General features: G+C 38.4%; 14 protein-coding genes. 3 read left to right on the forward strand and 11 right to left on the reverse strand.

Annotated features, from left to right (window positions below):
- Positions 1 to 86: 86 nt before the first annotated feature.
- Together I6E80_RS05190 and I6E80_RS05195 are read right to left on the reverse strand one after the other, a co-directional pair.
- Positions 87 to 770 (reverse strand): DoxX family protein, encoded by a 684-nt coding sequence (locus tag I6E80_RS05190; protein ID WP_076923967.1) that lies wholly within the window; start codon positions 768 to 770, stop codon positions 87 to 89.
- Positions 771 to 863: 93 nt separating this feature from the next.
- Positions 864 to 2,825: an FAD-dependent oxidoreductase gene (locus tag I6E80_RS05195; RefSeq protein ID WP_197184991.1), complete on the reverse strand. Its 1,962-nt coding sequence runs from the start codon at positions 2,823 to 2,825 to the stop codon at positions 864 to 866.
- 219 nt (positions 2,826 to 3,044) lie between these two features.
- Here I6E80_RS05195 and sppA point away from each other — a divergent pair, with 219 nt between their 5' ends.
- Both sppA and ansA read left to right on the forward strand, forming a co-directional pair.
- Entirely contained in the window at positions 3,045 to 4,910 is a 1,866-nt protein-coding gene (sppA, locus tag I6E80_RS05200; RefSeq protein WP_197184992.1) for a signal peptide peptidase SppA, read from the forward strand.
- Positions 4,911 to 4,992: 82 nt separating this feature from the next.
- Positions 4,993 to 6,003: an asparaginase gene (gene ansA, locus I6E80_RS05205; protein ID WP_024600271.1), complete on the forward strand. Its 1,011-nt coding sequence runs from the start codon at positions 4,993 to 4,995 to the stop codon at positions 6,001 to 6,003.
- Positions 6,004 to 6,071: 68 nt separating this feature from the next.
- On the opposite strand, the gene gndA is transcribed toward ansA, so the two are convergent.
- Positions 6,072 to 7,445, reverse strand: a complete 1,374-nt coding sequence (gene gndA / locus I6E80_RS05210) for an NADP-dependent phosphogluconate dehydrogenase (RefSeq protein WP_010554474.1) — start codon at positions 7,443 to 7,445, stop codon at positions 6,072 to 6,074.
- Positions 7,446 to 7,822: 377 nt separating this feature from the next.
- Here gndA and pyk point away from each other — a divergent pair, with 377 nt between their 5' ends.
- On the forward strand, positions 7,823 to 9,259 hold the full coding sequence (pyk, locus tag I6E80_RS05215; protein ID WP_197184993.1) for a pyruvate kinase: 1,437 nt from the start codon (positions 7,823 to 7,825) through the stop codon (positions 9,257 to 9,259).
- 230 nt (positions 9,260 to 9,489) lie between these two features.
- Here the strand turns inward: pyk and I6E80_RS05220 are convergent, their stop codons facing one another.
- The 8 genes from I6E80_RS05220 to rpmI form a co-directional block, all read right to left on the reverse strand.
- A complete protein-coding gene (locus I6E80_RS05220; protein ID WP_024600272.1) occupies positions 9,490 to 10,314 on the reverse strand; it encodes a LytTR family DNA-binding domain-containing protein in 825 nt (274 codons plus the stop codon).
- On the reverse strand, positions 10,307 to 11,383 hold the full coding sequence (locus tag I6E80_RS05225) for a sensor histidine kinase (protein WP_007582687.1): 1,077 nt from the start codon (positions 11,381 to 11,383) through the stop codon (positions 10,307 to 10,309). The genes I6E80_RS05220 and I6E80_RS05225 overlap by 8 nt, the downstream gene beginning before the upstream one ends.
- A gap of 251 nt (positions 11,384 to 11,634) precedes the next feature.
- Positions 11,635 to 13,191 (reverse strand): SulP family inorganic anion transporter, encoded by a 1,557-nt coding sequence (locus tag I6E80_RS05230; RefSeq protein ID WP_008169027.1) that lies wholly within the window; start codon positions 13,189 to 13,191, stop codon positions 11,635 to 11,637.
- 127 nt (positions 13,192 to 13,318) lie between these two features.
- Positions 13,319 to 13,777 carry an Lrp/AsnC family transcriptional regulator gene (locus tag I6E80_RS05235; RefSeq protein WP_007375323.1) on the reverse strand — a complete coding sequence of 153 codons (459 nt, stop codon included), beginning with the start codon at positions 13,775 to 13,777 and terminating at the stop codon, positions 13,319 to 13,321.
- Between the two features lie 107 nt (positions 13,778 to 13,884).
- Positions 13,885 to 14,526 (reverse strand): MBL fold metallo-hydrolase, encoded by a 642-nt coding sequence (locus tag I6E80_RS05240; protein ID WP_197184994.1) that lies wholly within the window; start codon positions 14,524 to 14,526, stop codon positions 13,885 to 13,887.
- 1 nt (position 14,527) lies between these two features.
- A complete protein-coding gene (locus I6E80_RS05245) occupies positions 14,528 to 16,345 on the reverse strand; it encodes a M14 family metallopeptidase (RefSeq protein WP_197184995.1) in 1,818 nt (605 codons plus the stop codon).
- A gap of 528 nt (positions 16,346 to 16,873) precedes the next feature.
- Positions 16,874 to 17,233 (reverse strand): 50S ribosomal protein L20, encoded by a 360-nt coding sequence (rplT, locus tag I6E80_RS05250; RefSeq protein WP_002960711.1) that lies wholly within the window; start codon positions 17,231 to 17,233, stop codon positions 16,874 to 16,876.
- Between the two features lie 15 nt (positions 17,234 to 17,248).
- The gene (rpmI, locus tag I6E80_RS05255; RefSeq protein WP_002960713.1) at positions 17,249 to 17,449 is read right to left on the reverse strand and encodes a 50S ribosomal protein L35; all 201 of its coding nucleotides are present in this window, start codon (positions 17,447 to 17,449) and stop codon (positions 17,249 to 17,251) included.
- Positions 17,450 to 17,504 lie beyond the last annotated feature (55 nt).

Raw genomic sequence — 17,504 nt, forward strand, 5'->3', positions numbered from 1 at the left:
ACCTTAATAAATAAATACTGGGAGTCTAAAACGTAAAACAGCCGCACAAAATGGGTTTATGCGGCCTTTTTTTAATAGGTTTAGCGCTATTGATTTAAAATATTTCGCTTTAACCAGTAATCAATACTAACAAAGCGCCCTCCTCCCATAAAAAATAAGCTAAGGAGCATTGCAAAGTATATTGCCGAAAATTCTATACCATTATTTAAAATAGAGGGTTTGCCTTTTTCGTAGAGATAATCAGGAAAACCGTGTTCTTCAACTAAGCCACGAATTTTTTCTATTCGCTCTTGTACTTCTAATGAGTTTTCGAGGCTTTCTTTAGCGCCCGGAATTGATAACCAATTGAGTACTTGTGCAGCGCTTGTTTCTGGATTAGTTGGCGCAATTGCAAACCAACCATTATGCCAATGCACTGATGTTGCAGCAACGACCATTGTGAACATGAGCGGAATACTGACCAAACGAGTTAAAAGGCCAAGTAATAAAAACCAACCCCCTAAAAACTCACTCCAACCCGCTAAAAAGGCTAGTAAGTCTGGAAACGGTAATCCTAAACCCCATTCATTATTACCAAACCATTGAACTACATCTGGAGATGCTAAAAAGTTATCGAAAAAACCTTCTGCTTCACCGCTTATAGCAAGTTTGTTATAACCTGCAATGATCATAACCGGGGCTAAAATTAAGCGAAATAGCAATGCAGGTAAACCATCTAAAAATGATAATTTACTCAATATTGCATCGTAAAGGCTGGTTAGTTTATTCATGCGTATCCTGTGTGTTCAATGTTTATTAAGTTATAGACTATAAACAGCAAAGACCGCACGAATTAATAAACTATTTCAACTTGTTTACAAAGCTTAAATACTTCTAGCTACCTGAAGTGCTTCAAAAATAGCGCGTTTGGCATCAATAGCAGCAGCTAGTTTAGCGCCGCCTATAACATGTACCTTTGCGTTATCTGCGTAATTTTCTAGCACTTCGTTATTAGAAACCTGACCAATACAGGCAATAACCGTGTCTACTGGCAGTACTTGAGTTTCACCAGCAACATTAATAGTAAGTCCGCTTTTATCAAAGCTTTGGTATTGGCAATCAGCAATTTGCTTCACGCCATGCTGCTTAGCAACTTGGCGATGTATCCAACCCGTTGTTTTACCAAGCTCGCTACCAAAACGACCCGCACTGCGTTTTAACATATACAATTGGCGTTCGTCTTTATGTGGTTGGGCTTCACACTCAATACCCCATTGCGTTTTAAACTCGCTAATAGTTTGCGATTTGTGCTCGCTTAAAAACGCAACCATATCAAAACCTATACCACCGGCACCTAAAATGGCAATTGATTTACCAAGCTCTACTTCGCCGCGTATAACTTCGTCATAAGCAAACACACGCTTGTTATCACTACATTTAATTGATGCTTCACGTGGGCGAACGCCAGTTGCAAATACAATATCGTCATAGTTTTTAAGCATTGAATCGTCGTAAGCTTTGCCAAGCTCTACAGTTACTTTTAATCGTTCGAGTTCATTAGTAAAGTAAGTAAGTGTATGGTTAAAGTCTTCTTTACCCGGTATTTGCATAGCTAAATTAAATTGGCCACCCATTTGCGATTTTTGGTCAATTAGCGTGACGTTATGCCCTTTTTGTGCCAAGTAACAACTTGCCGATAAACCAGCAGGGCCTGCACCGACTACTAATACATTTTTAGCTCTGGTTGCTTGTTCTAACGGATAATCTAGCTCAAATGCAGCTTGTGGATTAACTAAACACGTTGCACGTTTATTTTTAAATACGTGATCTAGACAACCTTGGTTACACCCTATACAAATATTAATTTGCTTGGATTGATTATTCGCATATTTATTAAAAAACTCTGGATCGGCAAGTAGCGGCCTTGCCATCGAAATTAAATCGGCTTCGCCTGCATTTAAAATATCGTTAGCAATTTTTGGAGTATTAATTCGGTTAACAGCAATAACTGGCACGCTCACCACGTCTTTTAAGCGTTTTGATGCTTCTTTAAATGCACCCGGAGGTACCATACTCGCAATAGTCGGTACACGCGCTTCGTGCCAACCAATGCCTGTGTTAAAAATATCAACGCCCGCTTTTTCAAGCTCGGAAGCTTGAATGACAACTTCCTCTGGCGTTGAGCCGTTTGGAATTAAATCAATGACCGACAATCTAAAAATAATTAAGAATTGTTCAGATACTTTTGCTCTTACAGCTTTCACTATTTCAAGCGCAAGTCGCATTCTATTTTCTAGGCTGCCACCAAATTCATCTTCACGTTTATTGGTGTGCGGCGCCATAAACTCATTAATCAAATACCCTTCAGAACCCATAACTTCAACGCCATCGTAGCCGGCTTTTTCAGCCATATAGGCAGAATGCGCAAAGTCTTTAATCGTTTTTTTAATCGAGCCAAGCGACATCGCTTTAGGTTTATAAGGATTAATCGGTGCTTTTATTGCACTTGGTGCTTGATTGAATGGATGGTACGCATAACGTCCAGCGTGTAATAATTGCAAACAAATTTTTCCGCCATGTTTATGCACAGCATCTGTGTAAGCGCGATGTTTGAATACATCGTAATAGCTATTAAATGAAGATGAAATAGGTGTTAATTTGCCACGTAAATTAGGGCTGTATCCGCCCGTAATTAACATTGCAGTGCCGCCTTTTGCACGTGCTTCATAAAATGCACGTAAGCGTTTGCGGTTATGCCAGCCCTCTTCAAGGCCTGTATGCATTGAGCCCATCACTAAGCGGTTACGTAATTGTGTGTGTTTTAATTGTAATTGTTGTTCTAACATCCTGTGCCCCGTTAACTGGTCTAACCTGTATACATTAGCTAATTCTGCTTTAATGGCAAGTAATAAGCAATATGTGCCTTCATTTAATTAAAAAAAGCCATAAAAACATGTATTAATAGCACCTCATAAACACTTCGTTACGATTTAGCAGTTAAATTTATTTTTATTCTAGGCTAAGATGGAACTAATGTATTAACTGTACCAAATTAAGGAGCTATTTTGATAGCAAAGGTATTTAAAGGTATTTGGACTGGAATTAACTTTTCTCGTCGTTTAATACTCAACATTCTGTTTTTATTACTGGTAATTGTTTTCTTAGTGTCACTCTCAAGTGACGACGATAAAATAATAGTTGAAAATGGCTCTGTTCTTAGGCTTAACCTAAATGGCCCTATTGTTGAAGAAAAAACATACATAGATCCGGTCGAAGCTGCAATTAGTGATGCAACTTCTGGTTCTGAAGCGCCAAGCGAAATATTACTCGACGATATTGTTGAAGTAATAAACGAAGCGACTAAAGACGATCGCATTACGGTGATGCTGCTTGATTTACAAGAAATGCCTAAAGCGCATTTAAACAAACTTAAGCAAATTACCAATGCTATCGATGCATTTAAACAAGCTGGCAAAAAAGTGATTGCATCGGGTTATTACTATACCCAAGCACAATACTATATTGCATCACATGCTGATGAAATAGCTATGCACCCATACGGTAGCGTAGGTATTGAAGGTTACGGCATGTATCCGCTTTACTTTAAAGATGCACTTGAAAAGCTTGAAGTAACGCAGCATATTTTCCGTGTTGGTACCTTTAAGTCAGCAGTAGAACCTTTCATTCGTAACGACATGTCTGAAGCAGCCAAGGAAGCTAACCGTGTTTGGTTAGGTGCTCTTTGGAGCGAATACAAACAAGATGTTGCTGCGGTTCGCCCATTTGATGAGTCAAATTTTGACGAGACAATGGACGTATATCTTGCAAAAATGAAAGCTGCTGATGGCGATGCAGGTAAATATGCACTTGACCACCAGTGGGTTGATTCTTTAAAAACAAATCAACAAGTTCGCCAACAGTTAATAGACTTAGTAGGCGCGCAAGAAGATGGCAAAACATTTAAGCAAGTTTCATTTCGTGAATACTTAAGCTTGGTTAAACCACCTATTGAATTTGATAACCCTATTACCGAAAAAGTCGCCGTTGTTATTGCTAAAGGTACGATTGTTGATGGCGAGCGTAAAGCGGGCGAAATTGGTGGCGACTCTACAGCAGCTCTACTTCGTAAAGCACGCCTAGATGACAAAGTTAAAGCGGTTGTACTACGCATAGATTCAGGTGGCGGTAGTATGTTTGCCTCTGAAGTTATTCGTGCAGAAGTATTAGCGCTTAAAGCTGCTGGTAAGCCTGTTATTGCTTCAATGAGTTCTGTAGCTGCATCTGGTGGTTATTGGATTGCCTCTGCTGCTAACGAAATTTGGGCAGCACCAAGTACAATTACAGGCTCAATTGGTGTATTTGGTACGTTTATGACATTTGAAAAAACTTTATCTAAGATTGGTGTTTATTCAGATGGTGTTGCAACAACCGAAATGGCTGGCTTTTCAATCACCCGACCTCTTAACGAAAAAATGGGTGAAGTAATTCAAATGAGTGTTGAAGAAGCATACGGTCGCTTTTTAAATGTTGTCGCTGATGCCCGTAATATGACGCCTGAGCAAGTTGATAAAATTGCCCAAGGCCGCGTATGGATTGCATCTCAAGCACTTGAACTAGGTTTAGTAGACAAACTTGGTGATAAACAAGATGCTATAAAAGCAGCTGCTGCACTTGCTAAACTTAATCATTATGAAGTTAAAACCATTAAACAAGATTTAAGCCCGCAAGAAAAAATGATTCAAGACATTTTTGGTAACGCGTCTATTAAATCTATGCTTGGTTTACAAACACAAAAAACATCAGTGCTGGCAACGCAAGCTAACTTGCAAAGCGTTATAAACCAATTAAGTACTGAAGTAGAAAACCTTAAAGATTACAACGATCCACAAGGTGTATATGCACGCTGTTTAGTGTGTAACGTTGCACAATAAAAGTGCATAGCTTTATCTAATCAGCTGTATTTAAAGTTACTTAACGTTATACTAAGCCCAGTTTTTTTACTGGGCTTTTTTTATGAAACGTAAACGCATTTATATCGCTTATACTGGCGGTACTATAGGGATGAAAAAATCGAGCCGAGGCTATATACCGGCTGAAGGTTTTTTAACAGAAACAGTGGTTAATAACGCAGAATTTAACCGTGATGAAATGCCTTTATTTGATATTCACGAATATTGCCCGCTTATAGATTCTTCAGATATGTCTCCTGAGCATTGGCAACTTATTGCTGATGACATTAAAAACAAATACCAAGATTATGATGGTTTTGTTGTGCTTCATGGCACCGATACCATGGCATATACAGCCTCAGCGCTATCGTTTATGTTTGAAAATTTAACTAAACCTGTGATTGTAACTGGCTCACAAATACCACTTTCTCAATTGCGATCTGACGGGCAAGTCAACTTACTCAATGCCATGTATTTAGCAGCCAACTACCCTATTGCTGAAGTAAGTCTATTTTTTAATAACCAACTGTTTAGGGGTAACAGAGCAACTAAAGCCCATGCTGATGGTTTTAATGCATTTGCCTCCCCTAATCTTGATCCTTTAGCGTTATCGGGTATTAATATTCAATTGATTAAAGGGCAACTTAGTCCTTATGTGGAAAATGAGCTTCAAGTTACCCCCATCACACCTCAAGCCATTGGGGTGCTTTATTTATACCCTGGTATTAGTCAAGAAGTGGTTAAAAGCTTAGTCAATGGCAATATTAAAGCCTTGGTGTTACTTAGTTTTGGTGTAGGTAATGCACCGCAAGATCCTAACTTTTTATCAATACTTGAAGAAGCAAGTAAACGTGGCGTCGTTATTATTAATTTAACGCAGTGCTTAAAAGGCCATGTAAATATGGGCGGCTATGCAACGGGTAATGCACTGTTAAATATTGGTGTTATTAGTGGATACGATATGACCCTTGAAGCATGCTTAACTAAATTACATTATTTATTTAGCCAAAAATTAGAGGTCGAAACTATTCGTCATTTAATGCAAGACAATTTACGCGGTGAATTAAGCCGTTAAATTTCGCAGGACTAAAATACAAAAGGCACGCTAAATAGCGTGCCTTTATCGTTTTAAACAACTGTTTATTATCTAACTTTAGCGTCTATATCCACTAGGTCAGTTAAATGGCATGTTTCACCGCTATGGGTTTTAACGCCGTGCTCACCAAAGTAATCACGCTGGGCTTGAACTAAATGCCCATTACTCGGTGTAGTTAATGTTGCTAAATACGTTTGTGTAGCTCCCAATACAGGGAATGCTAAACCAGTCATTATTGCTTGACCGGTAATTTTACGCAAAGAGTTAGACTCTTTCTCAAGGGTATCAATAAATTCAACACCTTGTGCAACGCTATCGAGGTAGTCAGCACGAATAATACAACCCGCGCGCCATGTTTGAAGCGTTTTAGATAAATCAACTTTCCACTGATGAGTACGTGATGCACCTTTAATTAATGCTAAACCTTGGCGATACGCTAGTAAGCTTGCAAGTAAGAACGCTTCTTTTAGTTCTTCTAAATCAATTTCAACATTGTTAGTTGATTTAGATGCGTACGTCATCTCTTGTGCAGCCGTTGTATTACATGCATTAGTTAAATGACGAGCTTGTACAGCAGCAACAAGTGAAGGCACAGCAATACCAAGTTCTAGTGCATTTTGCGCTGTCCAAAGACCAGTACCTTTAGCGCCAACTTTATTATCAATTAAGTCCGCAAGCGGTACATTATTATGATTTTCAAGTGACAATATGTGGCTAGAAATAGACAGTAAGTAGCTATTTAATTGACCTTCTGACCAGTCATTAAATATCTCAGCCACTTCTTTTGGAGAACGATTAGTACCTAAACGAAGTAATTGGTACACTTCTGCAATAAGTTGCATAAGTGCGTATTCAATACCGTTATGAACCATTTTTACAAAATGACCACTTGCTGATTGACCAACACGTGCAAAACACGAGTCGCCATTATAGCTAGCAGCAACTTTTTCAAACCATGGCTCAATACGTTCCCAACCACCTTCAGAACCACTTGCCATCATTGCAGGACCATGGCGAGCGCCTTCTGCACCGCCAGAAATTCCCATAGTGGCAAATTCAAATTTATTTTGGTATTTAAGTTTACGCGTTATACCGTCTTTATAATTACTATTACCGCAATCGACTATCATATCGTCACAGTTAACGCCGGCCTCTACAAGTTCATTACAAACTGTATCAACTAACTCACCCGCAGGAACAAGTAATAAAATAGAACGAGGTGCTTCTAAACGCCTTACCATGTCTCTTAAATCAGAGACGATGTGAAGCCTATCAGCCATGCCTTGAGATTTAGCACAACTTAGTAACTCTTCACCCGCATGTGGGTTTTTGTCATAAGCGACTAGCGTTATCCCTTTTTCAATCAAGTTTAGGGCAAGATTTTTTCCCATAACGCCTAACCCTACTAATGCAACTTGCATCTAGTGTCCTCCTCGGTAACAACTATTTGGTTAGAAAATTCAGTGTATAAATTAAATAATACCGCGTGCATTATACTCATACAGTCATAAAATACTAATCATGAGCTAATACAACATGCTTTTTTATTACAGATAAATAAGCTACGTAATTATATCAAACATCAATGGTCTCGGGGTGACTAAAAGCAAAGCTAATTGAAATTAAGATCATTGACGCATTCTGACACCGGTGTCATAATGATGACACAATAGTTTTGTATAAAATAGTGGCAAACCTTTGAAGTTTGCACATAACTAAAATATTTTATTCTAATATAGATATTTTAAGTCAACAAAATAACGTCAACATGCTTTCACCAAGCAAACAGGAGAAATTGATGCTAAGACGCACGAAAATAGTCGCTACCCTTGGACCTGCTACCGATAGAGATAACAACTTAGAAAAAATTATTATCGCTGGGGCTAATGTAGTACGTTTAAACTTCTCACATGGTGTTGCCCAAGATCATAAAGACCGTGCACAAGCTGTACGCGATATTGCAAAAAGATTAGGCAAGCATATTGCTATCCTTGCTGACCTTCAAGGCCCTAAAATCCGCGTTTCTACTTTTAAAGAAGGTAAAGTAACGCTTGCTGTGGGTGCAAAATTTACCCTTGATGCAAAAATGGACAAAGGCGAAGGCGACATAAACTCTGTAGGTATTGATTATAAAGAATTACCTAACGATGTAAGCCCTAACGATTTACTACTTCTAAATGACGGCCTTATTCAATTAAGTGTTGATGAAGTAGCTGGGCATTTAGTGCATTGTACAGTCACTGTTGGCGGTGTTTTATCTAACAATAAAGGTATTAACCGTTTAGGTGGTGGCTTAACTGCTCCAGCATTTACTGAAAAAGACAAAGAAGATTTAATAACTGCCGCTGAAATTGACGTAGATTACATTGCCGTATCATTCCCACGTAGTGGCGACGATATGCGCTACGTGCGCTCGCTTGCTGAAGCTGCTGGTTCAAAAGCACAGTTACTTGCTAAAATTGAACGTGCTGAAGCCGTTGAAACGCAAGAAGCTGTTGATGACATCATTTTGGCGTCTGACGCTGTAATGGTTGCTCGTGGTGATTTAGGTGTTGAAATTGGTGATGCTGCTCTTATGGGCAAACAAAAACTAATTATTCGTCGTGCTCGTTCATTAAACCGTACTGTAGTAACAGCAACGCAAATGATGGAATCGATGATCGATAACCCTATGCCTACACGTGCAGAAGTAATGGATGTTGCAAATGCTGTTCTTGATGGAACAGATGCAGTTATGCTTTCAGCTGAAACAGCTGCCGGTGATTATCCTGAAGAAACAGTTGCAACTATGGCACGTGTTTGTTTAGGTGCTGAATCTCAAAAAGAAACGCACGTTTCTAAGCACCGTTTAGATAGTCGCTTTTCTAACAATGCTGAATCAATTGCGCTTTCTGCTATGTATGCAGCTAATCACTTAGATTCTGTTAAAGCAATTATCACACTTACTGAATCTGGTAGTACGGCTAAATTAATGTCGCGTATCAGCTCAGGCTTACCAATCTACTCGCTTTCACGTCATGCGAGTACATTAGGTCAAACAGCACTTTATCGTGGTGTTTACCCAGTATTTTTTGATTCTACAAAAACTGAAAAAGACGGTATGGTAAAAGCCGCGCTTGATACTTTAGTTTCTCAAGGGTCTTTACAGTCTGGCGATACGGTAATTATTACTCACGGTGACTCAATGGAAACTGTGGGTGCAACTAACACAATGAAAATTGTAACCGTTGCATAATACCAATCTTATTAAAAACATGATTATTCTATCGCATTAAATAGCGCTCTCACTGCGTTGAAAATTATTCATATAGAACAACTATATGTCATAATTTTCGCCTTATTATAGCGCTATTTACTTAGCGCTATAATAGATTACTTATTTAACGCAATTGGTATAATTAATTACAAATATAAAAAATGCGAGCTTAGCTCGCATTTTTTGTGTCTGTAATAAAAGCATTTGTTTTAACTTGCAAGTGCTGCTTTTACTTTATCACGGTAGCTACGACTTACTTTTAGCTCTTGTCCGTTTTCAAGTACTAATAAATACTCGCCACTTACCTGCGTAACCAACTTACTAATTTGCTTTGTATTTACTATTGCACTTCGGTGTACGCGTACAAACAACTGAGGGTCTAGCTCTTGCTCTAGCTCTTTCATTGTTTTGCGTAAAATATGCGTTTGTCCGTCTTCGCAGTGTAAACACATGTAGTCACCCGCAGCATCAACCCATTGGATAGTCGCTACTGGTACACGAATAATTTCGCCCTGCTCTTTCACTGCAAGTGATTCTGGGTAACGCCTGTCTGTTAGCGTGTCGCCAGTGGCTAATTTTTTAAGTATTTCTTCGCAATTGTTACCAGTAATACCGGCTACAAAACTCGCTAGTTTTTTCTTATGGGCGTTGTCTTGCTGCGTTTTTAAGTAGGTATGCACTTTTTCTACCGCCTGTTTTAGTCTGTTATCATCAACGGGTTTTAAAATGTAATCGAGAGCATGAATTTCAAACGCTTTTACGGCAAACTGATCAAAGGCAGTTACAAACACAATCGCAGGTAGTGCTTTTGTACTTTCGCTGAGCGCTCTTGCTACCTCAAAACCATTCATACCTGGCATTTGAATATCTAAAAAAACCAAGTCGATTTTCTCACTTTGGCACATTTCAATTGCATCAGCGCCTGAACTACACAATTTAATTACTTCAATATCAGAGTATTCTTCAAGCCTTACCGCTAAACCCTTTCTTGCTAACGGTTCATCATCAACAATGAGTGTTTTTATTTTAGTCATTTTTCACAGCCTTCTCAAAAGGTACTCGCAGATTAACTTTTAATCCACTTGGCGTATTATGTGATAATACAAACGAATAATTATTTTCATACAACGTTTTTAATCTATCTTTAGTATTAGCGACACCTACACCTTGAGCGTTAACTAATTGACCATCAAGTATGTCAGTCCCTGGGCCATTGTCGCCCACTTCTAGTAATAATTCATTCGCAAATACTTGTGCTTTTATATCAATTACCCCACCTTCTGTTAGATGGGCAATCGCATATTTAATCGCGTTCTCTATAATTGGTTGCAAAATTAAGCTCGGTACTAAAGCCTCTTTAGCTTGCTCACTTATATCTACATTTACCTTTAATCGCTCATCAAAACGAACACGCTCTATTTCTAAATAAAGCATGAGCGCATGTAGCTCTTGCTCTAGTGGTACTTTTTTAATTGGATCGGTATTTAATGTATAACGTAAAAAGTCACTTAACCTTGCTACCATTAAGTTAGCATCTTTGTTTTCTTTAACCAAAATTAAAGTAGAAATAGCGTTGAGTGTATTGAATAAAAAATGGGGATTGAGCTGATACCTAAGCATTTTTAATTGCGCTTCGTGTGCCATAGTTGTGGCTTTGAGCGCTTTTTGTCGCTCGCTTTGTAATAGTTGGTAATATTTAACGCCAAAGTACAGACCACTCCAACATAAAATAATATAAACAGAATCTAAACCTTGCTGCAGGTAATAAAACCACTCCTCTGGTCTATAACCATGGCGGTATATTTCCCACAAATTAAACTTTTGAACGACAGCCCATAAAGTACCCGTTACATAAGAGGCACCAAATACTACAATCATTAATACCCAAGGCGAGGCATTCCAAATTTTACGGTAAATATACCTAAGCGGTACTGTCATTAAGCAACCAGCGTAAGCATTTAATAAAATAACAAATACGTATATATCACGCATTTCAAATACTTTAGAGCCAATATAATTTACTAACGCATAACCAATCCAGCCTGCAATTTGCAAAAGCCAAAAAAAACGTTGTCTGTTATCGACTAAAGATTGCCAGTTCAAAATAGATGTTTACTCCGTATAGTTAAAGACTAATTCCATAGAATAGGCGCTTGTTATTCATTATTATTTTTACCTATGTAGGGCTAATTTTCATAAAATTAGATAATCTTATTATATAGATTTATGAGTTTGCATAGCACTACAGCCTACCTTGCTTTTTAAGAGTCTTACCGCAAACAAATAGTAGAGACACTAAAAAAGCGAAAGGTTATTCACCTTTCGCTTTTTAAATATAAATAGCTTTGTGTAAATTAAGCTAGTTTGTCTGATGCTACTTTGTATGTTGGATCTTCAATCACATTCACTTCAACCAAATCGCGTGCTTTATGCAGCAACTGCGTACAGTCTTTACTTAAGTGACGTAAGTGAAGTTGCTTACCTGCTTTTGTGTACTTATCAGCAAGTGTGTCAATTGCTTCAATTGCACTGTGATCAGATACGCGGCTATGCTTAAATTCAACAATTACATTTTTAGGGTCATTTTTAACATCAAATAACTCTGCAAAGTTTTTAACTGAACCAAAGAAAAGTGGGCCATGTAACTCATATACTTTAGCGCCTTCTTCATCTATATAGTTAGTTGTGTATATGTGCTTAGCATGCTGCCAAGCAAATACTAATGCAGATACAATAACACCTACACATACTGCAATAGCTAAATCGGTAATAACCGTCACACCCGATACAAGTACTATTACGAACGCATCTGATAGAGGCACACGCTTCATCATTTTAAAGCTAGCCCATTCAAACGTACCTAGTACAACCATAAACATAACACCAACAAGTGCAGCTAGTGGGATCATCTCAATTAAACTTGAAGCGAATATGATGAATGCAAGCAACATCAATGCGGCACTAATACCCGATAAGCGAGAACGGCCACCTGAGTTAATGTTGATCATTGATTGACCTATCATTGCACAACCACCCATTGCACCAAACATACCACAAGTAATATTTGCAGCGCCTTGCCCTATACACTCTTTATTACTATGACCACGGGTTTCTGTAATCTCGTCAATTAAGCTAAGCGTTAATAAAGATTCAATTAAACCAATAGCCGCTAAAATAAGCGCATAAGGAAAAATAATTTGTAGCGTTTCGAAAGTAAACGGTACCATAGGAATATGAAACTCAGGTAAACCGCCAGCAATTGTTGCAGCTTCGTCGCCTGTCATTCCTTTTAAGAAATCAACTACAGTATGCGCTTCTAAATCCAAACCAATAACTAAAGCGGTGACTGTAATAATAGCGACTAATGTAGAGGGCACAGCCGTGGTCAGTTTTGGTAAAAACTGAATAATAGCCATAGTTAAAGCCACTAAACCAAGCATAATGTATAGCGGATTACCCGTCATCCACTCTTGTCCGCCCATACCATCAGGCACTTTAAATTGTCCTAATTGGGCTAAAAATATAACAATAGCTAAGCCGTTTACAAAACCAAGCATTACCGGATGAGGAACCATGCGGATAAACTTACCGAGTTTAAATACACCCGCGAGTATCTGCAGTATGCCCATGAGCAATACGGTCGCAAATAAATACTCAACTCCATGATCAAGCACTAAACTTACCATAACAACAGCTAGTGCACCGGTTGCACCTGAAATCATACCAGGGCGGCCACCAAATATAGCCGTAATTAAACCAACGATAAACGCGGCATATAGACCAACTAAAGGTTCTACATTTGCAACAAAGGCAAACGCAACAGCTTCTGGCACTAGGGCAAGCGCCACAGTTAATCCAGATAGAATATCGTTTTTAGCAGAGCTAGGCGCCCTACTGAGTAAGTTAAACATTGAGTTCCTCAAATGGTGTTATGGGTATAAAAAAAGCGCTAAATTCTAACAAATTAGCGCTCAGTTAACAATTGTCATTATGTGGTTAAGCTAAACTAAAAGAGGTTTAGCTTTTAAAGAAGTGCTTTTATAAAGGAAGAGATGTACTACGTTTTACACATGTCATTGTTACATTAGAATGTACTTCTTGTACGTATTCCAAGCTTAGTAAATTATCGCGTACAAAGTGCTCATAACCTTCTATACCTTGTGAAATTATGCGTAGCATAAAGTCCATTGTTCCGGCCATGGTGTAACACTCTGTTACTTGATCATAACTCATTATAAGTTTTTCAAATTCAGCAAGGTTCTTTTTACCGTGATTTGATAAACGCACATGTGCATATACAAGCATATCAAAGCCAAGTTTTTTCTCATCTAAGAGAGCCACTTTGCTTTTTATATAACCATCTTGCTCTAGCTTGGCAATTCGACGCCAGCATGGAGATTGAGACAAGCCTACTTTATCAGCAATTTCTGCGGTTGATAAACTAGCATCTTGTTGTAAAAGTGCCAATATTTGGCGATCTACGTGATTTAGAGACATTTTATTTCTTATTTATCAAATAAACTGGTTAAATTATACAACCATTTTAAAACTCAGTCTGCTTATTTTTAATTTTTATGCAGTTTGCCAAACTTAAAATAAGTAACTTAACCAAACTTACCACTCACAAAAGGATTTGTTTGTTTTTCAAATCCAACCGTAGTGTCGCCCCCATGCCCTGACAATATTTTAGTATTATCAGGTAAGGTTAGAATATGCGTCTTAATCGACTCTATAAGTTGTTCGCTGTTCCCCTTAGGGAAATCAGTTCGCCCTACTGAGCCTTTAAAAATAACATCACCTACAATAACGCATTCATAGTCTTGTTGATAAAACACAATATGACCAGGTGTATGCCCCGGACAATGCTTCACTAAAAAGCTAAGTTTACCTACGCTCACGGTGTCGTTATGGTTTAGCCAAATATCAGGGTAAAAAGGCTCAATGGGTTTAAACCCGAACATTTGTGCTTGCATAGGTAAGTTTTCAAACCAGAAGTACTCATCTTTTTGTGGGCCAATAATTTGTACGTTAAATTGATTACGTAAAATATCAGCCCCACCCACATGGTCTAAATGCCCGTGCGTTAACCAAATAGCACTTAACTCTAGTTTATGCTCATTAAGGGCTGCTACTATTTTATCAGGGTCACCACCTGGGTCTATGACTACGGCTTGTTTAGTTTCACTACACCAAATAATACGACTATTTTGTGCAAATGCAGTGACGGGTATGGTTATAATTTGCATATTAGATTTCTTTACTTTTTTGATCCGGGATAACAACTTCTTCTTCGAATGACATCAATATTGGGTACTTTAAGTACGCTTGATCATAAAATGGACTTTGCTCATATAACCAGTTTAATCTCGCATCAGCGTCGCTTGCGAACGATTTATCTTTAAGCTTTTCGTCAAACTTAAGCGCTAGCTTTGGATTGTCTTTTAGCATTTGGCGTGCAAACGGAATTAGTGCATAGTTTTCCATATACTCAGTACGCTGAAAAATAGTATTAAATTCCCCCCATGCAAAAAACGAATCGGGTGCTTCAGGATGCAATAAATGCACAGCAAGCTCACCTGCTTTTTGTTGAGTATTGACTTGATACCAACCATCTAAATCTACATTTATAGCAGGGACATAATCGAAACTTGCTGACACTCTAAAACGGCCTTCAAATGGTGCTTTATCAAACGTGTAGTCTGCCACCTTTGCTACTTTTAAAGGCTGTGTGTTTGCCCCTTCAAGTTTATTAATAGAGACACCGTGTAACTTTAGTTTCTTAATAATATTGCGATATACAGGCGGAATAAAAAAAGCTTTAGGTACTTCAACTGTATGTTGTACATCTTTTTGCCAATAAATAGGTAAGTCGATATATGTATGTGCTTTACCCAAATACTTCACTTCATTTTGGCCTGAGAGTGCACTCATGCTTGATGAATATTCAATACCTTTAAACTGCGCAATCGTGTCAGCATTCTTGGCATAGCCACGCTTTACTATTAACTGTTTAGGAACAAATTCTTGCTCTTTTTTTACTGCATTAGCTAACTCATGACTATGCTTTGATAGCGCAGTAATAGCACCATCTAAAAATACGTAAGTTCCTAATACACGTTGCTTGTAAGGTTTTAATGAATGATTTTCAACTAAAATAGTCGGTAATGACTTTAAATCCCCCCAACCATTTGAAAAGCGCGGTGTAGCAACCCACCCCGCTAATCCTTTTTTAAAGTCGCGCTTATCCATAACAAAAATAAGTGGCCCTGGCATGTGCCCTTGCTTAGCGAGCGTATCGTCAATCAGAGGTTTAAAAAACTGGTTTAGTGCATCTGATACCGCAGGCGACTCGCTTGAAAAAACCGGGTTGTAGCCATAAGTCACATCGTATTGATAATCTGCGCCATCGGTTACGTGTACATCAATATATAAATTTGGGTTGTAGTCGTTAATAACCTTTAAAACACTTCTAACTTCAGGGGTATCTAATTTGGTAAAATCACGATTTAAATTAAGGTTATTAGCATTTGTTCTAAAGCCCATTTTTGCAGGGCCCCGTTGATTGATGCGATTGAATGCACTACTACGTTCGTGTCCATCTACATTTAAAATAGGAATAAATAATATGTTTACCTTTTTTAAAATGTCACGGCGCTTACCTGTTGCTATATCTCTAAGCAGCATAAACATGGCATCTTTACCGTCTATTTCACCAGAGTGTATTCCTGCCTGAATAAAAATAGTTGGCTTAGTGCTATTAGCCATTTGCCTTGCTTCAAAAAAGCCTTGCTCACTGGCAATCAGCATTTTAATTGCACGTTTGCTATTACTATAGCCGATGATTTGAGATTGAAACTGAGTAGGGTTTGCAGCAACTAACCTATCTACAAATGCCATTGTATTTGCATAATCGGGTGACGCTTCACCTGCTGACAACTCAAAATCAGTAGTTAACGGCCCTTGTTTTTGTAAAAGCTCTACGCTTTTCCCCTGCCACTCAATTAATGGAGGTAAGTGTGCGTCATACGCAACACTTGCAGATAAAACTAGTAAACTTGCAAACATAAAATTCTCTAACAAACGCCTCAATTAATTAAATTATATCAACTAATTTTTTTATAATGAGGAAACTGCGGTGATTCAACAAAAAAATGCAGCCAATTACATATCCCCTATTTACAGCTGTATTTAGGGGCTTTATAAACTTATTAAGTCTAGGGCGTGTTGTTCTTTGTCGATTGAAATTCGTTCAATCTAGGGGAGGTTTAATCGCGGTGCGAGGTTTGTACCTGTGGGCTCGATAACTGCTCCTACGTTATTCTATTGGGTTACATCCATTTAAGCATAAGTAAAAACCGAGCAACAAAGGGTTAACCGTCCCAAGATCGAGCTCAAAGGGCAGCATATATTTGGTATTTGCTTTGCTTAAAAGCCAAGCATACTACTTCAAATTCAACCACGAAGGTTCAACACGCCTTGGCAGTTCAGTACATGACTATTTATAAACTTAATTCCAAAAAAAATGTATGTTACTAAATAACAGGCACAAAAAAAGGAGCCATAGGCTCCTTTTTAATACTTATATAAAAAAGCTTAAGCGGCTAGGCCTTCTTTTGCTTTTTCTACAAGCGCTGCGAATGCAACTTGGTCGTAAACAGCGATATCTGCAAGGATCTTACGATCGATTTCTACAGATGTCTTTTTAAGACCATTGATAAAACGGCTGTAAGACAGACCATTTTGACGTGAAGCAGCATTGATACGTGCAATCCATAATTGACGGAAAGTACGTTTCTTCGCACGACGGTCACGGTAAGCGTATTGACCCGCTTTAGTAACAGCCTGGAAAGCTACGCGGTAAACACGTGAACGTGCTCCGTAGTAACCTTTTGCTTGTTTTAAAACTTTTTTGTGACGTGCACGTGCGACAACGCCGCGTTTAACTCTTGCCATTTCTAAAAACCCCTATTAAGCGAACGGTAACATACGTGAAACTAGACCATGGTCATTTTTATGAACCATCATCTTAGGACGTAGGTGTAACTTACGCTTAGAAGTTTTCTTAGTCAGAATATGACGAAGATGCGCTTGTTTACGCTTGAAACCGCCAGAAGCAGTCTTTTTGAAACGCTTAGCAGCGCCACTGTGACTTTTTAGCTTATAAGCCATTGCAATAACTCCAAATTGTATTGCTTTTAAATTAGTAAGCAGGCGTGAGATATAT

Origin of the sequence: Pseudoalteromonas sp. NSLLW218, from assembly GCF_015864775.1 — a bacterium.
Classification (GTDB): Bacteria; Pseudomonadota; Gammaproteobacteria; order Enterobacterales; family Alteromonadaceae; genus Pseudoalteromonas.

What these genes read in the sequence shown, in the direction of transcription:
- I6E80_RS05190 (WP_076923967.1), bottom strand. Translation starts at nt 770, where the DNA reads ATGAATAAACTAACCAGCCTTTACGATGCAATATTGAGTAAATTATCA.
- I6E80_RS05195 (WP_197184991.1), bottom strand. Translation starts at nt 2,825, where the DNA reads ATGTTAGAACAACAATTACAATTAAAACACACACAATTACGTAACCGC.
- ansA (WP_024600271.1), top strand. Translation starts at nt 4,993, where the DNA reads ATGAAACGTAAACGCATTTATATCGCTTATACTGGCGGTACTATAGGG.
- gndA (WP_010554474.1), bottom strand. Translation starts at nt 7,445, where the DNA reads ATGCAAGTTGCATTAGTAGGGTTAGGCGTTATGGGAAAAAATCTTGCC.
- pyk (WP_197184993.1), top strand. Translation starts at nt 7,823, where the DNA reads ATGCTAAGACGCACGAAAATAGTCGCTACCCTTGGACCTGCTACCGAT.
- I6E80_RS05220 (WP_024600272.1), bottom strand. Translation starts at nt 10,314, where the DNA reads ATGACTAAAATAAAAACACTCATTGTTGATGATGAACCGTTAGCAAGA.
- I6E80_RS05230 (WP_008169027.1), bottom strand. Translation starts at nt 13,191, where the DNA reads ATGTTTAACTTACTCAGTAGGGCGCCTAGCTCTGCTAAAAACGATATT.
- I6E80_RS05235 (WP_007375323.1), bottom strand. Translation starts at nt 13,777, where the DNA reads ATGTCTCTAAATCACGTAGATCGCCAAATATTGGCACTTTTACAACAA.
- I6E80_RS05240 (WP_197184994.1), bottom strand. Translation starts at nt 14,526, where the DNA reads ATGCAAATTATAACCATACCCGTCACTGCATTTGCACAAAATAGTCGT.
- I6E80_RS05245 (WP_197184995.1), bottom strand. Translation starts at nt 16,345, where the DNA reads ATGTTTGCAAGTTTACTAGTTTTATCTGCAAGTGTTGCGTATGACGCA.
- rplT (WP_002960711.1), bottom strand. Translation starts at nt 17,233, where the DNA reads ATGGCAAGAGTTAAACGCGGCGTTGTCGCACGTGCACGTCACAAAAAA.
- rpmI (WP_002960713.1), bottom strand. Translation starts at nt 17,449, where the DNA reads ATGGCTTATAAGCTAAAAAGTCACAGTGGCGCTGCTAAGCGTTTCAAA.